At 63.2% G+C, this 16,951-nt stretch carries 17 protein-coding genes and 2 riboswitches; of the genes, 5 read left to right on the top strand and 12 right to left on the bottom strand.

Annotated features, from left to right (window positions below):
- Positions 1–253 precede the first annotated feature (253 nt).
- Together J5N58_RS00250 and J5N58_RS00255 are read left to right on the top strand one after the other, a co-directional pair.
- Positions 254–1,039, top strand: coding sequence for a TSUP family transporter (locus tag J5N58_RS00250; protein ID WP_113467546.1), 786 nt, complete (start codon positions 254–256; stop codon positions 1,037–1,039).
- A 94-nt stretch (positions 1,040–1,133) separates the two neighbouring features.
- A complete protein-coding gene (locus tag J5N58_RS00255) occupies positions 1,134–1,733 on the top strand; it encodes a methyltransferase family protein (protein WP_244709085.1) in 600 nt (199 codons plus the stop codon).
- A gap of 18 nt (positions 1,734–1,751) precedes the next feature.
- Here the strand turns inward: J5N58_RS00255 and cobO are convergent, their stop codons facing one another.
- The 10 genes from cobO to J5N58_RS00305 form a co-directional block, all read right to left on the bottom strand.
- Positions 1,752–2,384 (bottom strand): cob(I)yrinic acid a,c-diamide adenosyltransferase, encoded by a 633-nt coding sequence (gene cobO, locus J5N58_RS00260; RefSeq protein ID WP_244709087.1) that lies wholly within the window; start codon positions 2,382–2,384, stop codon positions 1,752–1,754.
- Positions 2,381–6,358, bottom strand: a complete 3,978-nt coding sequence (cobN, locus tag J5N58_RS00265; RefSeq protein WP_244709089.1) for a cobaltochelatase subunit CobN — start codon at positions 6,356–6,358, stop codon at positions 2,381–2,383. The genes cobO and cobN overlap by 4 nt, the downstream gene beginning before the upstream one ends.
- A gap of 43 nt (positions 6,359–6,401) precedes the next feature.
- Positions 6,402–7,478, bottom strand: coding sequence for a cobalamin biosynthesis protein CobW (gene cobW / locus J5N58_RS00270; protein WP_112828240.1), 1,077 nt, complete (start codon positions 7,476–7,478; stop codon positions 6,402–6,404).
- A gap of 3 nt (positions 7,479–7,481) precedes the next feature.
- Complete coding sequence (cobU, locus tag J5N58_RS00275; protein WP_112828289.1) at positions 7,482–8,003, bottom strand: bifunctional adenosylcobinamide kinase/adenosylcobinamide-phosphate guanylyltransferase; 522 nt, start codon at positions 8,001–8,003, stop codon at positions 7,482–7,484.
- A 227-nt stretch (positions 8,004–8,230) separates the two neighbouring features.
- A riboswitch (cobalamin riboswitch) is annotated at positions 8,231–8,600 on the bottom strand.
- Positions 8,601–8,681: 81 nt separating this feature from the next.
- Positions 8,682–9,323 (bottom strand): hypothetical protein, encoded by a 642-nt coding sequence (locus J5N58_RS00280; RefSeq protein WP_113340244.1) that lies wholly within the window; start codon positions 9,321–9,323, stop codon positions 8,682–8,684.
- A 65-nt stretch (positions 9,324–9,388) separates the two neighbouring features.
- The gene (locus J5N58_RS00285) at positions 9,389–10,180 is read right to left on the bottom strand and encodes an ATP12 family chaperone protein (RefSeq protein ID WP_113443365.1); all 792 of its coding nucleotides are present in this window, start codon (positions 10,178–10,180) and stop codon (positions 9,389–9,391) included.
- Between the two features lie 6 nt (positions 10,181–10,186).
- Entirely contained in the window at positions 10,187–10,846 is a 660-nt protein-coding gene (locus J5N58_RS00290) for an HAD-IA family hydrolase (RefSeq protein WP_112828238.1), read from the bottom strand.
- 10 nt (positions 10,847–10,856) lie between these two features.
- Positions 10,857–11,855 carry an RluA family pseudouridine synthase gene (locus tag J5N58_RS00295; RefSeq protein ID WP_113340242.1) on the bottom strand — a complete coding sequence of 333 codons (999 nt, stop codon included), beginning with the start codon at positions 11,853–11,855 and terminating at the stop codon, positions 10,857–10,859.
- Positions 11,856–11,964: 109 nt separating this feature from the next.
- Positions 11,965–12,342 carry a fluoride efflux transporter CrcB gene (crcB, locus tag J5N58_RS00300; RefSeq protein WP_113443366.1) on the bottom strand — a complete coding sequence of 126 codons (378 nt, stop codon included), beginning with the start codon at positions 12,340–12,342 and terminating at the stop codon, positions 11,965–11,967.
- A gap of 58 nt (positions 12,343–12,400) precedes the next feature.
- Positions 12,401–12,937 carry a flavodoxin domain-containing protein gene (locus J5N58_RS00305; RefSeq protein WP_113443367.1) on the bottom strand — a complete coding sequence of 179 codons (537 nt, stop codon included), beginning with the start codon at positions 12,935–12,937 and terminating at the stop codon, positions 12,401–12,403.
- 323 nt (positions 12,938–13,260) lie between these two features.
- Between J5N58_RS00305 and J5N58_RS00310 the strand changes: the two genes are divergently transcribed.
- A complete protein-coding gene (locus J5N58_RS00310; RefSeq protein WP_112828287.1) occupies positions 13,261–13,536 on the top strand; it encodes a hypothetical protein in 276 nt (91 codons plus the stop codon).
- Positions 13,537–13,623: 87 nt separating this feature from the next.
- On the opposite strand, the gene J5N58_RS00315 is transcribed toward J5N58_RS00310, so the two are convergent.
- Complete coding sequence (locus J5N58_RS00315; protein WP_244709091.1) at positions 13,624–14,634, bottom strand: DUF1775 domain-containing protein; 1,011 nt, start codon at positions 14,632–14,634, stop codon at positions 13,624–13,626.
- Positions 14,635–14,729: 95 nt separating this feature from the next.
- Positions 14,730–15,101: a hypothetical protein gene (locus J5N58_RS00320; protein ID WP_162708181.1), complete on the bottom strand. Its 372-nt coding sequence runs from the start codon at positions 15,099–15,101 to the stop codon at positions 14,730–14,732.
- A gap of 167 nt (positions 15,102–15,268) precedes the next feature.
- Here J5N58_RS00320 and J5N58_RS00325 point away from each other — a divergent pair, with 167 nt between their 5' ends.
- Together J5N58_RS00325 and gcvT are read left to right on the top strand one after the other, a co-directional pair.
- Positions 15,269–15,451, top strand: coding sequence for a DUF3008 family protein (locus tag J5N58_RS00325; RefSeq protein WP_112828232.1), 183 nt, complete (start codon positions 15,269–15,271; stop codon positions 15,449–15,451).
- Positions 15,452–15,557: 106 nt separating this feature from the next.
- Positions 15,558–15,646: riboswitch (glycine riboswitch) on the top strand.
- Between the two features lie 131 nt (positions 15,647–15,777).
- The gene (gene gcvT, locus J5N58_RS00330) at positions 15,778–16,941 is read left to right on the top strand and encodes a glycine cleavage system aminomethyltransferase GcvT (RefSeq protein ID WP_113457054.1); all 1,164 of its coding nucleotides are present in this window, start codon (positions 15,778–15,780) and stop codon (positions 16,939–16,941) included.
- Positions 16,942–16,951 lie beyond the last annotated feature (10 nt).

Raw genomic sequence — 16,951 nt, forward strand, 5'->3', positions numbered from 1 at the left:
GCCTTGGGGACAGCTCCGGAATTGGCCCCCTGATTGGGTCAGCCGCACCGGACTATTTCCAGCCTGTCGAACAGGCGCCGTCGCACATGAGACAGAGCTTTATCGAAGGCGACATGACCGGTCAAACCCGTTTGCGCCGGATTGTGTGGAGGATGCGCCGAAGAGCCCGGCATTCGCCCCGCGACATGTTGCCCCGACCGGCGGTTTGGTGCATGACAGGACGTCCCCGCCGCAGCCGCACTATAGGATCATCGTGGTCGATCTCGCACTCCAGAGCCTGGCGCTTCTCTTCGTTGCCGCCTTCATCGCCGGTTTCGTCGATTCGATTGCAGGCGGCGGCGGCCTGATTACCATTCCCGCCATGCTGATTGCCGGCATTCCGCCGCTCGAAACGCTCGGAACCAACAAGCTGCAGTCGATGTTCGGCGCCGGTTCCGCGACGATCGCCTATGCCCGGCGCGGCCATGTCGACCTGAAAGCACAATTGCCGATGGCGGTCATGGCGGTGTTTGGCGGTGCAATCGGCGCCGTCATTGCGACCGTCGTTCCCGCGGACGTCCTGAGGGCAGCCATGCCCTTCCTGCTGGTCGCCATCGCGCTTTACTTCGCACTGAAGCCCAACCTTCATGACGAGGACCGCCACCAGCGCATGACGCCCTTCGTCTTCGGGCTGACCTTCGTACCGCTGATCGGCTTGTATGACGGTGTCTTCGGTCCCGGAACCGGCTCCTTCTTCATGCTCGCCTTCGTCTCGCTTGCGGGCTTCGGTGTGCTCAAGGCAACCGCCCACACCAAGCTCTTGAACCTCGGCTCGAATGTCGGCGCCTTCCTCGTTTTCGTGGCCGGCGGCGTGGTGCTTTGGAAGGTCGGCCTGTTGATGGGTCTTGGCCAGTTCCTCGGCGCACAGGCCGGATCGCGGCTCGCCATGCGGATCGGGGCACGACTCATCAAGCCGCTCCTGATCGTCACCTGCATTGCGCTCGCCACGAAACTCCTCGCCGACCCCGGCAATCCGGTAAGGGTGTGGATCGGGTACTGACACGCCAGCGGGTTTCGCCGCAACAAAGCGCTTGAACCTCTAGTAACTGGAGACTTTAGGATAACGGCACAATCCGATCCGGAGTCCCCAACGCATGTCCCTGCCAGAGCTTCTTTTCCCGGCAACCGCCATTATCGTGGTCATGGCAACGCTCGTGTCCGCGCTCCAGCTCCACCGACTGACCGGTCGCTCACCGGTGGTATTGAAGTCGAGCGACGACGCTCTCGGCTTCTCGACCCGCCTGTTCCGCATCCTGATCGTCGCCATCCTTGCGGAGGTCACCCTCATCAGCCTCTGGCCGGAGCAGCATGGCCGGATACTGGGGCGCGTCCCCGTTCTGGACGGCCCGGTATTTCAGATCGCCGGTATCGTCCTGTGGACCCTTGGCGGGGCTCTCATCATGCTGGCGCAGTGGCAGATGGGCCGTTCCTGGAGGATCGGGATAGACAGCAGCGATACCCCGCGCCTTGTCAACACCGGCCTTTTCGCAGCCTCACGCAACCCGATCTATCTCGGGATGGTCACGGGCCTTTCCGGCCTTGCTCTCGTCTCACCGGAAGCGCTGTCCTTCGCCATCCTCGTCGCCACCTGGGTATCGTTGCCCTATCAGATCCGCATGGAGGAGGCTTTCCTCGAACAATCGATTGGTCAACCCTATCTGGACTACCGCAAGCGGGTGCGCAGGTGGCTTTGAAGGCCTAGCTCAGGTTCATCAGAATTCCACGCCGATCTGCGCCTTGATACCCGAGCGGAAGGGATGCTTGACCAGCTCCATCTCGGTCACGAGATCGGCGATTTCGATCAGTTCGTCCTTGGCGTTGCGACCTGTCAGCACGACATGGGTCATTTCCGGCTTCTTCGTCTTCAGGAACTCCACAACATCGACGATATCGATATAGTCGTAGCGGATAGCGATATTGATTTCGTCCAGCAGCACCATGGAATAGGATGGGTCGCGGATCAGTTCCTTCGCCTTTTCCCAGGCGGACTTCGCCATGGCGATGTCGCGCGCCTTGTCCTGCGTCTCCCAGGTGAAGCCCTCGCCCATGGTGTGGAATGCGCAGAGATCACTGAAATGTTTGAGGATCAGGTCCCGCTCGCCGGTCGACATCGCCCCCTTGATGAACTGTACCACCGCACATTTCTTTCCATGCGCGATGTGGCGGAAAATCATGCCGAAGGCAGCCGACGACTTGCCCTTGCCCTTGCCGGTATGGACGATGACAAGGCCCTTTTCGCCCGTCTTGGTGGCCATGATCTTCTCACGCGCCGCCTTCTTCTTCGCCATCTTCTCGGTGTGGCGAGCGAGATCGGCGGGCGACGAACCTTCAAGTTCCTCGGTCATGGTTCCTGTACTCCATTCATCGTTTCGGCTCGGCTACCGGAGAGCCGGGAAAGATCGAACATCGCCGAATTGCTCTTCGGCGTCCACAACCTGCGATCGATCGCCTCGATCAATCGTTCGGCCAGTTCCTTGAGCGCCGGGGCATTCTTCTCGGCCATGAAATCGCGGACCCGCTCATCCACGATAAAGGCCTGATAGACCGCCTCGAAATGGTGGTCGCGCACGGCACCCGTCGTCGCGGCGAAGGCGAACATGTAATCGACCGTCGCGGTAATCTCGAAGGCGCCCTTGTAGCCATGCCGCATCACCCCCTCGATCCATTTCGGATTGACGACACGGGCGCGCACGACACGGCCGATCTCTTCCTCGAGGCTGCGGATCACCGGCTTTTCCGGTCGCGAATGGTCGTTGTGATAAACGGTCGGGCGATGGCCCGCGACATGCTCGATGGCCGCCGTCATGCCGCCCTCGAACTGGTAGTAGTCGTCGCTGTCCAGAAGGTCGTGTTCGCGGTTGTCCTGGTTCTGCACCACCGCCTGCACCCGGCGAAGCCGTTCCTCGAACAGGCAGCGCTCGGCCTTTCCCTCGACATCGGCACCGTAAGCATAACCGCCCCAGACGAGATAGGCTTCGGCCAGATCGCCCCGCCGCTCCCAGCCCTTCTCGTCGATCAGCGCCTGCAGGCCGGCGCCGTACGCGCCCGGTTTCGAGCCGAACACCCGATAGCCCGCGCGGCGGGCAGCCGCCTTCTCGTCCAGCCCTTCTGCAAGGAGCTGTTCCGTCTCGGCCTTCACCCGCGCCGCAATCGGATTGTCGCCTTCATCCTCTTCGAGCGAGGCGACCGCCCGGACGGCCTTGTCGAACAGCGCGATCTGCTCGGGAAAGGCATCGCGGAAAAAGCCGGAAATACGGAGCGTCACGTCGACGCGCGGACGGCCGAGAATCGCCGGCGGAATGATCTCGTAGCCGGTAACGCGTCGCGAGGCCATGTCCCAAATCGGTTTTACGCCGATCAGGGCGAGCGCCTGCGCGATGTCGTCTCCGCCGGTGCGCATGTTGGAGGTGCCCCAGGCCGTCAGTCCGAACGACAAAGGCCATTCGCCATGGTCCTGCACGTAACGCGCAATCAGCAGTTCTGCCGACTTCTTGCCAAGCTCATAGGCCGCAGGGGTCGGAACCGCGCGGCTGTCGACCGAATAGAAATTGCGTCCCGTCGGCAGAACGTCGGGCCGGCCGCGCGTCGGCGCACCCGAGGGACCGGGCGGCACGAAACCTCCCGCAAGCCCGGTCAACAGTCCCTCGATCTCGGCCCTGCCCGATTTGACCACGGCAGGTCTCAGCCGTGTTCGAATCTCATCGAGCACCGCGCGCGTCTGCCACCAATCGGATGGGCATTCGACCTCGCCCGCCACCAGCTTCGCCGCCAGCAGCTCGATGCGCTCGACCGTGTCGCCCCTGGTCCGCCATGGCTGGTCGGTGAGATCGGCCAGAATGTCCGGCCTTGCCCCGGTCCATGGATCGGACATCACGCAGTCGAGCGGGTCGAATTTATCGACCCTGAAAGGAAACTCCCCCTCTGGCTTGCCGGCCATTTCCTCCACAAGGGGGAAGAATATCCGCTGCTGCCCTTGAGCGTGCACGGGGCCATCAAATGCGGGGGGAAGTCCCTCCCCCTTGCGGGGAGGGGTTGGGGAGGGGTTTTGTCTTTCAAACGCATCCCCTGCAATCGCCCGCTGCAGGCTCTGGTCGCCGCCCTCGCCCAGCCCGCGCGGCACCCGCGCCAGCGCAACGGTGAGGTCCGTCAGCAGCCTTCCCTCCGGCGCCAGCCCGAAGATATGCAGTCCGTCGCGGATCTGCATTTCCTTGAGGTCGCAGAGATAGGCATCGAGCTTTTCGAGCGCGGCCTCCTCGGCCTCGCCCTTCGCAATGCCGGCGTCCTGATCGAGCCCGATATCGGCGACAAGATCGAGGATCTGCTTCTTCAGGAGCTTCAACCGCCGCGGATCTCCGCCCGAGGCCTCGTAATACTCATCGACCAGCGCTTCCAGATCCTTGAGCGGCCCGTAACTCTCCGCCCGCGTCAGCGGCGGCGTCAGATGGTCGATGATGACGGCCGATGTCCGTCGCTTCGCCTGCGTTCCCTCGCCGGGATCGTTGACGATGAACGGATAGAGATGCGGCAGGGCCCCGAACACCGCCTCCGGATAACAGTTTTCCGAAAGCGCCAGCGCCTTGCCCGGTAGCCATTCGAGATTGCCATGCTTGCCCATGTGGACAACGGCATGGGCGTCGAAGGCTCCGCGCAGATAGGCATAGAAGGCGAGATAGCCGTGCGGCGGCACAAGGTCGGGAGAGTGGTAGGTTTCCTTCGGATCGATATTGTAGCCGCGCGCCGGCTGGATACCGACGAGCACGTTGCCAAAGCGCGACAGCGGCAGCGCAAAACGCCCGTCGAGAAAGAAAGGATCGGCCTCCGGCCCACCCCAACGCGCCGTTACCTCGTTCCGAACCTTTACTGGAAGACTTTCAAAGAAACATATGTAATTATTCAGTAATATGACTTCGCGGATTTGCCGTCCGTCGTTTGCCGCATTGGTCGGCCCCGCCATCAGATGCGCCATCAGCGCGTCGCCATCATGGGGCAAATCGCCCACCGCATATCCGGCCGCATTCATCGCCTTGAGCACTTCCATGGTGCCGGCGGGTGTGTCGAGCCCGACCCCGTTGCCGAGCCTTCCGTCGCGGTTCGGATAGTTCGCCATCACGATCGCCACCCGCCGATCTGCGGCTGCGGTGTTGCGCAGCCGCGCCCAGTTGGCGGCCAGCTTCGCGACGAAGGCAGCACGGCCGGCATTCGGCTCATGGGTGACGATATTGGTCTCGACCCGCGCATCGAAGCGCGCCGCCGCCTTGAACGAGACCGCCCGCGTCATCACCCGGCCATCGACCTCCGGCAGCGCCACGCTCATGGCAAGATCGCGCGCCGAAAGCCCCTGCGACGATTGCTCCCACGCCTCGCGCGACGAGCTGGAAAACAGCGTCTGCAGAACCACCGCGCCGGTCTCGTCCAGCACGGTAGAGGCACGCTCGCTGCCCGGAGCAGAGACCGCAAAGCCTGTGGCGTTCAATACGACATCGGGCGAAGCCTCGGCAAAGATACGCCTGAGCGTCTCGACCGAAACCGCATCCTTGAGGCTGGAGACGAACACCGGCAAGGCCGTCAGCCCCTCGGCGCGCAACGCATCGATCATCGCCTCGACCGGCCGTGTCTCGCCGCTCTGCACGAGGGCGCGGTAGAAACAAATGGCGGCAATCGGCTTGGCCACGCGCCCGGCTGCAGTACCCCCCTCTGGCCTGCCGGCAGACATCCCACCCGAGAAAGCGTCAGCTCCAACGGCCTCGCGCCATTCCTCGACCCCGATCACACCTCTGCCCGGCCACCAGATCCCGGCCTTCAGCAAAGGCGCAGCCGGCTGTGGTCTCTCGCAAAAGCCGATGAGCGACATGGCGTAATCGACAAAGGCGGACGCATTCGTCGCGCCCCCCTCCACCAGATAGGACCAGAGCGCGTCGAGATCGTCCGAGGCTACGGTCGAAAAGGCAGAGAGGCCGGCATCCGGCTTGTCATCGCCAGGGAGGACGGCAATGACTGCTCCCGACCGTCGGGCGCAGGCATTGAGCGCCTCCAGCGCATAGTGAAAATAGCTCGCGCCGCCGAGCGCCCGGATGACGATCAGCTTCGCATGCCGCGCGGTCCGCTCGACATAGGTATCGACCGACATCGGATGCTTGAGCTGCATCAGGCTGGCCAGCCGCACGCTCGGACCGCCCGTCCGCCCCGCAACAGCGGTAGCAATCGCGGCAAGCTCGGTATCGGCGGCGGAAAGGAAGAGGATATCGCCCGGCGTCTGGCCGAGGTCTATCGCCTCCTCGCCATCGCTGATCGAACCTCTCTGTGCTAGCAGCAGGTGCATCAGTGTTGTCCTAAAGGGAGCAGCGTCATCGGCGGCTAAGGCCTTACGAGGCCGCCTTGTCGACAGCCTCCACCACTGCGCCGTAATCCCATTCGTGCAGGCCGATGACCACCAGGCGCGTCTCGCGCGTCTCGCCCGCCGCCCAGGGACGGTCGAAATAGGTGTCCACCCGCGAGCCGACGGCCTGGATGACGAGGCGCATCGGTTTGCCGGGTACGTCGATGAAGCCCTTGAGGCGCAGCACGTCATGCGTTGCGATCACATCCTTCAGCCGCTCGACGAAACCGGCCGGATCGGCAATCGGCGGAAGCTTCATTACGAAGCTTTCGAATTCGTCGTGGTGGTGATGATGGTCGTGGGCCTCGCCGCTCGCATGCAGCGCCTCGTGCTCCAGTTCGTGATGCGACTTGCGATTCTCGATGTCGTCTTCGGTGCCGGCGCCGAGACCGAGCAGGACGAGCGCCGGCACATCGCCGTTCTTCGCCTCGATCAGGGTCGGCTTGCGCGCGATCCGCTCGGCCACCTCCGCCCTCACGCGGGCGACGCCCTCGCCGTCCAGAAGGTCCGTCTTGTTGAGCACGATCAGGTCGGCGCAGGTGAGCTGATCCTCGAACAGTTCCTCAATGGGGCTGTCGTGGTCGAGGCTGTCGTCGGCCTCGCGCATAGCATCGACGCGGTCGTGATCGTCGGCGAAACGGCCGGCGGCGACCGCCGCGCTGTCGACCACCGTCACCACGCCGTCAACGGTCACCCGCGTGCGGATGTCCGGCCAGTTGAAGGCGGCGACCAGCGGCTGCGGCAGGGCAAGACCGGACGTCTCGATGACGATGTGGTCGGGCTTAACGTCCCGTTCGAGAAGCTTCTGCATGGTCGGCACGAAGTCGTCAGCGACCGTGCAGCAGATGCAGCCATTGGTGAGCTCGATGATATCGTCCTCGGTGCAATTTTCCGCGCCGCAGCCCTTCAGCACCTCGCCATCGACACCGAGATCGCCGAACTCGTTGATAATCAGCGCGATCTTCTTGCCGCCTGCATTCATCAGCATATTGCGGATGATGGTGGTCTTGCCGGCGCCGAGAAAGCCGGTGATGACGGTTGCAGGAATCTTTTGCTGCAGCATAGTTCAACCCTTCATTTTCAGCGGCAGTCCGGCCGCGACGAAATAGACGTCGGTCGCCGATTGCGCGACCAGTTGGTGAAGACGGCCGGCATGATCGCGAAACTCGCGCGCCATGCGGTTCTCGGGCACGATGCCGAGGCCGACTTCGTTGGAAACGAGGATCAGGCGGCAGGAGAGGCCGGCAGCGGCGGCGGCAAGCTCCAATGAGCGTGCCGCGACATCCTCTTCCGCCATCATCAGATTGGTGACCCAGAACGTCAGGCAATCGACCAGCACGACGCGATCCGGACCGTCGATCCGGCGCAGCAGGCCGACGATATCGACGGGTTCCTCATGGGTCGTCCAGCCGTCGCCCCGGTCGGCGCGATGCTTGGCGATCCGCTCGCGCATCTCGTCGTCATAGGCGCGGCCCGTCGCGACATAATGCCGGCCGAGGCCCGAACCCGTGGCCAGCCCCTCGGCAAAGCGCGATTTACCGGAGCGTGCGCCGCCGAGCACAAGGATAGATGATCCCCGTACCGTCATCGCTTGAGGCCGCTGCCGCAGGACGAAAGCATGGGCAGGCATTCGAGCCGGCCGTCATCCCCAATGGTAAGAAATCGCAACGCACCGGCCACATCCCAGGGCGCGCACCCCGGGAGCAATATGCAATGCGCCAATGCGCGGGATCTGGAGACCCCGCTTCTGGATGACGTCGCCACGACAACCTCCGTGCTGGCAACAAGGGGTATCCTCCCCTGTGAAGGTTGGGCCAATGCCCGGCACGGTTGGCAGGTCTCCTGGCTCGCGGGTCGTGGCGCTTGTTGCGCCAGCGGATATTCCTCACCTTCCCGAGGGCCTATGCTGCGCGAAAGGGGGACGATTCGTAGATGATAGAGGCGTCCGCCCTGGCTGATCGCGCAGCCCCTCAGTGGCTTTTCCGGCCCCGCTTTTCTTCCGGACCGGCTGCACCATGCAACCGTCATCCGTCGAAAAATGGCACCGGACGGAATACCCTCGCCGCTCTACAGTCGCGGGGTCGGCTGCGATGGACGGTCCCGGTTGGGTCACCGTTGTCGCATTCCCTTTTGCTTTTCAATCCGCCTGCAGGCGGACATGAAAACCATCCGTAATCAATTTGATTAGGCCCGGTTCCGGGCAAAGTCAATCGCGGTCGGCGCCAGCCCGGTGCGGGCAATCGGGTGCCGGAAGGGCGCCGGCCCGTCAGGGCCTGGCCGAACCCTTGCCGAGCGTCACCGTGCCGCTGGCGCCGTCTTCGGGATAGGACTTGCCGAGCGTCGCGGTCGGAGGAGCGGCCGGAGGCTCCGGCATCGCCGGCACGACAGCTTCAGGCGGATCGCTGACGAGCCTTGTCATCATCGTGCGCGGTGGGCGCACAAGCTTGCGCAGCGAGGGATTGACCAGCGAGAAGGCAAAACGGACACGGGCGGAAATTTCTTCGGCAAGGCTTTCCTCCGCCATGCCGGGCGCATCGGTCGAACCGTTGACATTGAACGTGCCCTCCGCGACGGGCTCGCCGGTCTCCAGCGAAACGGCCGTCGCCGTGAAGCGGGCATTGGGAATTCCGCGACGGGCACCGAAGCCCGTCCCGACCTCCTCGATCCGCACCAGGATCGCCACACGCTGGGCACCGGCCGGCGGACGCGTCGCCGCAATGGCCGCAGACACGCGGCGGTCAACCCCTCTGATGACACCCAGCGGCACGCCGGCATCCGCCATGACGGTCACCTCGCGCACATAGTAGACGAGCGGCCTTGTGATCGGCCGCCCCTGGAAAATGCTGCAGGATGCAAGCGCCGCCAGAAGCAGCAGCGCAAAGCTGAACCTGAAGATCCGTGCAAGCATGTGAAACGTCCCGGCCGATGATTCCCTGTCAACGGCAGGATTTCACTTTTATGGTTAGCGAGCGGTTAATTCGCGGGTCGCGCGGCCGCAAACAAGGCGGTTGCGGCAACCATTTCCTCGAAGCGTTTGGCGCGTCGGGCCTGCGCCTCGGCGTCCACGCCCCAATGCTCGTCCGTCCAGTCCTCGTCGAGATGGGCGAGCGCCCAGATCTCGTCGCGGTCGAGCCGTCGATGGGCAAATGCGAGCGCCAGAAGCGCCGAGCCGGTCAATGTGGTGACGACATGCAGGCAGGCAAGTTCGATCGGACTTGAAAAGGCCCTCAGCGCGCCGGCATAGGCTGAGACCGCCTCGGCCGGCTGCTCCTGATGCATGATGCCTTCCGCAAGGATGAATCGCGCGCCATGAACCGAAGCCGCCCAGTCGATCACCAGGTCCCAGCGCTCCGCCTGACGCGCGACGAGTTCCTGCGGTCCGTCGGCGCGGTAGCACAGCATGTCGGTGCCGCTGAAGCGGACGATATCGGCAAAGACCTCTTCCTCCTGCCCGGCGATCGCATCGATCGCCGTATTGGCAAGCCGGGTCGCCGGCATCGTCGCCGGATCGATCTCCTGCGTCTGCGCCCGCCACTCGTTCGCCACCAGTTCGGCGGCGGCCTGCGTCGGAAGGCGCAGAACCTTCCTGGCCGGCGTCTTCACCGTGCGACCATCGAGACGAACGGCAAAACCGCCCTCCTCCGGCTCCACGGAAACCGTCTCGTAGAACCGCTTGGCAAGCGGTCGCTTCATCTGGATCTGGGCGCGGCGCACCGGATCGGCATCGCTGGGTTCGGGCCCAAGGTCGCTCAGAATATCACGCATGGTCAGTTATCCCTGATGGATGTAGCTCAGGATGGTCTCCGGCCGGTCGACCACCGCATCCGCGCCCGCCTGCCAGAGTTCGTCGACAGAGGCATAGCCCCAGGAGACGCCGATGGCGGTCGCGCCCGCAGCCTTCGCCATCTGCATGTCGTAGACGGCATCGCCGATGACGACCGTATCCGACGGCGCAATCCCCGTCTCGGCGCAGCATTCGCTGACCATGGCGGGGTTCGGCTTGGACGGGCAATCGTCCGCCGTGCGGGAAACGAAGAAATGAGGCGCAAAACCGTGCGTTTCAAGAACGAGATCGAGGCCGCGACGCGATTTGCCGGTGACCGCGCCGATCAGGACGTCCTCGCGCGCGACAAGCGATGCGATCAGCGGCTCGATACCGTCGAACAGCGGTTCGCGATATTCGAGATCTTTTCGGACGACGGTGAAGAGGCTCTTGTAGTGCGCCGCCATCTGAACCGCTTCGTCATCGGCATGGACCTTGCCCTGCAGGCGCGCGATCGCGATATCCAGCGTCAGTCCGATGATGCTCTTGGTCGCCTCAACCGCCGGGGCGGTCTGCGAAAACGCCTCGAAGGTGCGACGCATGGTCTCGTGGATCAGGCCGACGCTATCGACCAGCGTTCCGTCACAGTCGAAAAGCACCAGTTTCATTGCGCGTCTCTCACTCGTCTTCGTCCTTGTCGCCGTCTTCCTGGTTGAAGCCGAGCAGGTTCCAGCTTTGCACCATATGCGGCGGCAGCGGCGCCGTGACCTTCAGCCGCCCGCCGGAGGGGTGCGGAATGTCGATATGGCGGGCATGCAGGTGCAGCCGCTTCTGGACACCACCGGGAAAATCCCAGTTGGGATCGTCGATGAAGTATTTGGGGTCGCCGATGATCGGGTGGCCGATATGCAGCGCATGCACACGCAACTGGTGGGTACGTCCCGTATAGGGCTCCATTTCCAGCCAGGCGAGCCGCTGTGCGGCGGTGTCGATCACCCGGTAGAAGGAAACGGCGTGATCCGCCCCCTCCTCGCCATGCTTGGCGACCCGCATGCGGTCTCCATCCGGCGTCTGTTCCTTGACGAGCCATGTGGAAATCTTGTCCTCATGCTTGCGCGGCACGCCCTTCACCAGCGACCAGTAGGTTTTCTTGGTGTCGCGTTCGCGGAAGGCCGCCGTCAGCTTCTGCGCCGCACCGCGGGTGCGCGCAACAACGAGAACGCCGGAGGTATCCCGGTCGAGACGGTGCACCAGGCGCGGTTTTTCGCCCTTCTTGCTGGTCCAGGCGTCGAGCATCTTGTCGATGTGCCGCGAGACGCCGGAACCGCCCTGCACCGCAAGACCCGCCGGCTTGTTCAGCACGAACACCTTGTCGTCCTCATGCAGCAACATGCGCGCCAGCAATTCGCCGTCCTCGGCATGCCTGAGATCATGCCCGGCGATCGGACCGGTCTTTGCGCCCTTGGCATCGACGTCGAGCGGCGGAATGCGCACCACCTGCCCCGGCTGCACGCGGCTGTCGCTCTTGACCCGGCCACCATCCACCCGGATCTGCCCGGAGCGCAGGAGCTTCTGCAGGGCGCCGAATCCGAGCCCGGGAAAATGCACCTTGAACCAGCGGTCGACCCGCATGCCCGCCTCGTCGGCGTCCACGGTGATGTGTTCGATGCCTGCCATTGAGTATGTCTTCCGGTGGTTCTGGCGTCTGATGCGCGACTGTCGTTCTCGAAAGCGCTTTAGAGCATTTCGATTGAAGATGGAAACAGGAAAACCGGAACCGGCCCCGTTAGAGCATGGAGCGCATCAGGAACATGCCGGCAACCGTCGCCGCCAGGGAGACAACGACGCTTGCGACAAGATAGACCAGGGAACTGACGGCAGCCCCCCGTTCGAAGAGCGACACGGCATCGAGGGCAAAGGCGGAAAAGGTGGTGAAACCGCCGAGAAAACCGGTAATCAGCAGCAGCCGGAGATCGGTGGAGGCTCCGAAGCGCGCAACGATCAGTTCCGCCAGCACCCCGATGCCGAAAGAGCCGACCACATTGACCGTCAGCGTTCCCCACGGGAAAGAGGGCCCGAGCAGCCTCAGCGCCCCGACCCCCACGAGATAACGGCAAACGGAACCGACGGCGCCACCGGCAGCCACGAGCAGGATTTGCATCATGACTGTGTCTTAGCCTCCGGCCGGCCCGGCGTCCAGTCCCCGGCCGGCGACCCGGCGCTTACGCCCTGGCAGCGGCCAGGAACTCGCCGGTAAAGGCCTGCAATGCTGCCCAGTCGGTAAACTCGTGAATCTGCCGGGTATCGGTCGGCGCGCCCTCGCGCTCAGCGAGGCGCTTAGCCATCCAACGCTTGAAGAAGTCGTATTCGGTGTAGCGCAGCGCGCCCGCCGCATGGTGCACCATGCCCGGCACCCAACCGGTCTCAGCCATCAGCGCATCCGGGAAATGCATCGCCTCCTCGCGCTCCTCCTCGAATTCGCTGCGGATGAACAGCGAGACGGAGACGAACGCGCTCGGCACGCTCTTCAGCCAGTCTTTCTCGCGTCGGACGAAATCGACGAACGGCGCCGGATACCGCCCCCCATGGATCGGGGCGCAGAGGATCGCCGCCTGCGGATGATCGACGCCGAATTCCGCGCCCGTCACCACGTTGAACAGCACGGCCCGATCGCCGCCCTTCTCGATCTGCGCGGCAATGGTCTCGGCGATCTTGCGCGACTGGCCCTCGATGCTGACGTAGCCGACCAGGATAATCATGTCTCACTCCCCTCCCTTTGAAATCCATGGCGAACCCGAGATGAGGATAGGGATGTTATCCGTCAAAATGATTACGCCAATTTTCGAATTCTGTCGAAAAATGACAGATTGCGATGCAATTGCAAGCGCCGCCTGACCGACGCGTCAAGACATCGCGCCGCCTTTCGATGTCGTCGCTGGCCCACCGTACAATAGCGATTTCTTGCATATCCGATAAAGCAGGGGCTTTAGGCGGCATTTTAATAGAAACGCCTCGTTTTATTTAAAGAAGAAACTACGAGATACGGATATTATCATACGCTAAACGAGTTTTGGTGAACGATATGACCCAGGTTGTTACAGTTTCGGCAAATACAGCCGCATATGCCATGGAAGCAATAAAGCCGCCGCAAAGGGTTGCTCGCAGCACCTATGTCGAGGACTATGCTCGCCAGGTGGCGGAGCAGGCCGAGAATACCAATGACTTCGCCCTGCGTGCACTTGCCAATATTGCACAGCCCCCCGCACTGGCGCTGTTTTTCCTGACGGCGGGCGAGCGCCGGATCGAGCAGGCATCGCTCAAGGAGACGATCGAGGCCTATATGAGTTCGGCCGCCTGAGCGAAATCGCCACCGGACACAGGCTTTGCATGTCGAAGGCCGCGCCCGTTACGGGGACGCGGCCTTGTTTTAAGCGGACCCGCCGGCTTACTTGCCCTTGGCCGGACCAACCGGAAGCACGATATCGACGGTTCCTGCCTTCTCGAAGGTCAGCTTGACCGGCACGCTACCGCCCTCGACAAAGGGTTGCTTTACTTCGAAGAACATCATGTGCAGCCCGCCGGGCTTCAGTTCGACGGTCTGGCCGGCCGGAACCGGAATGCCGTCATTCAGCTGGCGCATCTTCATCACATCGTTGACCATCGCCATCTCGTGCAATTCGACGCGGCCTGCGACCGGCGATTCTGCGGAGATCAGCCGGTCATCGCCGGAACCGCCGTTCTTGATAGTGACGAACCCGCCGCCGACCGGCTGACCGGGCAGCATGACCTTGGTGAAGGCTGACGACAGCTCGATATCGCCGACCTTCACGACCTCCATAGTGCCAGGATTGGCGCCGGCCATGCCGGAACCGTCCATTGCGCCATGTCCCTGCATATGACCCTGCATGTCGTGGCCTGCCATGCCCGGCATGGCATCGTCGCCGGCGGCGATCTTGAGCACCGGTGCCGGGCTTTTCAGCGAATGCGGGTCGACGCCGGGTCCGGCGATCTCGTCCCAGGCGACCTTGCCGTCCTTGCCGCACAGTTGAACCACCTTGAATGGAAGCCCGCTGCCGGCCTCGACGCCGCTCACCTTGCCGCGGATCGCGAAGGTGTCATAAAACTCGTCAGGCAGTTCCCCGCCCTTCCAGCGGATTTCGAGCGGCCCGGAAGAAACCTTCTTGCCGTGATCGTCGTAGGTCTTCTGGTAGTCGCCCGTGACGACATCCAGCTGCCAGCCCGGCTTCGGCTGCGGCTTGGCAAAGACGAAACCCTCCGGCAGCTTGACCTGCACCTCGTTGGTCGCCTTGCCGTCGCAGCCGTGCGGAATCTGCAAGACGGCGACGACATAGGATTCCGGCTTCACCGGCTCGTTGGCAAACGTGGCATGCGCGAAGGCCCCGCCTGCATGGAGAGTTGCGAGAGCGGCAGCGCCGAGCGAAAACAGTTTTTTCATGTCTGGTCTCCTGACCGGCGCGCCCATTCATCCTTCGGGCTGAGGCCGGCTATGTGCCTGTGACGGCGTGGGGTTTGTCGTTGAAAGCGATGCGATCAGGAGACGACGGGAGGTGCGCGCGAGCGTGGTCGCTCGACCGCCTGCTGGACGAGATGAGCGACTTCGGGCTTCTGCGCGTTGTAAAGGCTCGGAAAGCTGGAAAGCAGCCAGGCGCCGGCTTCGGGCTGCGGCAGCAGCGTCGACCCGGCCAGCACACAGGCTTCGCAATAAAGCGTCGCCGAAGGATGTTTGATCGCCGAATCGCTCAAGCAGATGTCGGCATAAGTGCCATCGGGCAGAACGAGCGCGGCGGTCTCGATGGCAGCCGCCATCACCTGCGGCGGCTTGTGGGCGAGACCAAGCGACAGGATAGCGATCGCGCACAGCATGCGCGTCAGCAATGTCGCTCTCCACATCCCCTTTGTCATGGCCCTACCGCTCCTCGGCGTCCTGATTAGCCGGAATCGCCTACCAAGGCAAAACCGAAATTCCTGTGCGACAATTGGAACCCGAAACGCCCCGCTGAAGTTTGTCCTGAACCAAACATCTTTGAGAAAACGGCGAGGTTTCCCGTCGAAATGGAAGGAGAACAGCCATGCCGGCAAAATCCCAGGCCCAGCAGCGTGCAGCCGGTGCCGCTCTTGCCGCCAAGCGCGGCGAAATGCCGAAGGGCAAGCTCAAGGGCGCGTCCCGCGAAATGTTTAAGTCGATGACCGAAAAGGAGTTGGAAGACTTCGCCAGCACAAAGCACAAGAACCTTCCGGAGCACAAAGACTGACCGACGCAGCATCGGGTCATCCCCGAAACGAGTTGCGGCGCGACAAAAATTTGACTGAGAACGACACTGGCCTCTTGCCAAGCGACCCGTGTCCCCGATAATGCAGAACTACCTTGTAGGGAGAAACCGGTTCGATCCGGTGCCGAAGGAGCAACCGCCCCGGAAACTCTCAGGCCAAAGGACCACAAGGTCTCGACTGAACTCTGGAGAGAGCCCACCCGCAAGGGGGCGCGCCGAAGGGATAACAATCTCAGGCAAAAGGACAGAGGGGGCTCATGAACCGGCACAACCGTGCCATGATCTGAGCCGGCGCGTCAGCGCCCAGAATGGAGGCCTTCTTGGATCCGTCCCAGCCCCACAACTTGCCCCTCAAGCGGACGCCGCTTTTCGATCTTCATGTCGAGCTTGGAGCCCGCATGGTGCCGTTCGCCGGCTATGAGATGCCGGTGCAGTATCCGGCCGGCGTGCTGAAGGAACATCTTTACACCCGTAGCCAGTGCGGCCTGTTCGACGTCTCCCACATGGGCCAGGTTCTGGTTCGCGCCAGATCCGGACGTTACGAGGACGCGGCGCTCGCGTTGGAACGCCTGGTTCCCGTCGACATCCTCGGGCTCAAGCCGGGGCGTCAGCGCTACGGCTTCTTCACCGACGAGAAGGGCGGAATCCTCGACGACCTGATGATTACCAACCGCGGCGACCATCTGCTGGTCGTCGTCAACGCCGCCTGCAAGGATCAGGACGTGGCCCATATGCGCGCCGGTCTCGCCGACATATGCGACGTCACCCTGCTCGACGACCGGGCGCTGCTTGCGCTCCAGGGGCCCAAGGCCGAAAAGGTGATCGCCGAGCTCTGGGCCGGCATCGTCCAGATGAAGTTCATGGATGTGCGCGACCTTTCGCTCCATGACGTCGACTGCATCGTCTCGCGCTCCGGCTATTCCGGCGAGGACGGCTTCGAAATCTCCGTTCCGGCCGATAGGGCCGTGGAGATCGCCAAGGCGCTGATCGACCACCCCGAATGCGAACCGATCGGGCTTGGCGCCCGCGACAGCCTCCGGCTGGAAGCCGGTCTTTGTCTTTATGGCAACGACATCGACACCACCACGTCGCCCGTCGAGGCTGGCCTCGAATGGGCGATACAGAAGACCCGCCGCAAGGGCGGTGAGCGCGAAGGCGGCTTCCCCGGCGCCTCCCGCATTCTCGCCGAACTCGAAAACGGCACGGCCCGCCGCCGCGTCGGCCTGAAGCCGCAGGGCAAGGCCCCGGTCCGCCCGCCGTCAGATCTCTTCTCCGATTCCGAAGGCAAGAACCGCATCGGCCACGTGACCTCCGGCGGCTTCGGCCCCAGCGTCGAAAGCCCGGTCGCCATGGGCTACGTGCCGGCGGAACTCGCCGAACCGGGCGCCGAACTCTTCGCCGAGGTGCGCGGCAAGTACCTGCCTGTCACCGTCGCGGCACTTCCCTTCATCACCCCGACCTACAAACGCTGACCCCTCCCTG

The sequence above is a fragment of the Paenirhizobium cremeum genome (genome assembly GCF_022884085.1).
Taxonomy (GTDB): domain Bacteria; phylum Pseudomonadota; class Alphaproteobacteria; order Rhizobiales; family Rhizobiaceae; genus Allorhizobium; species Allorhizobium cremeum.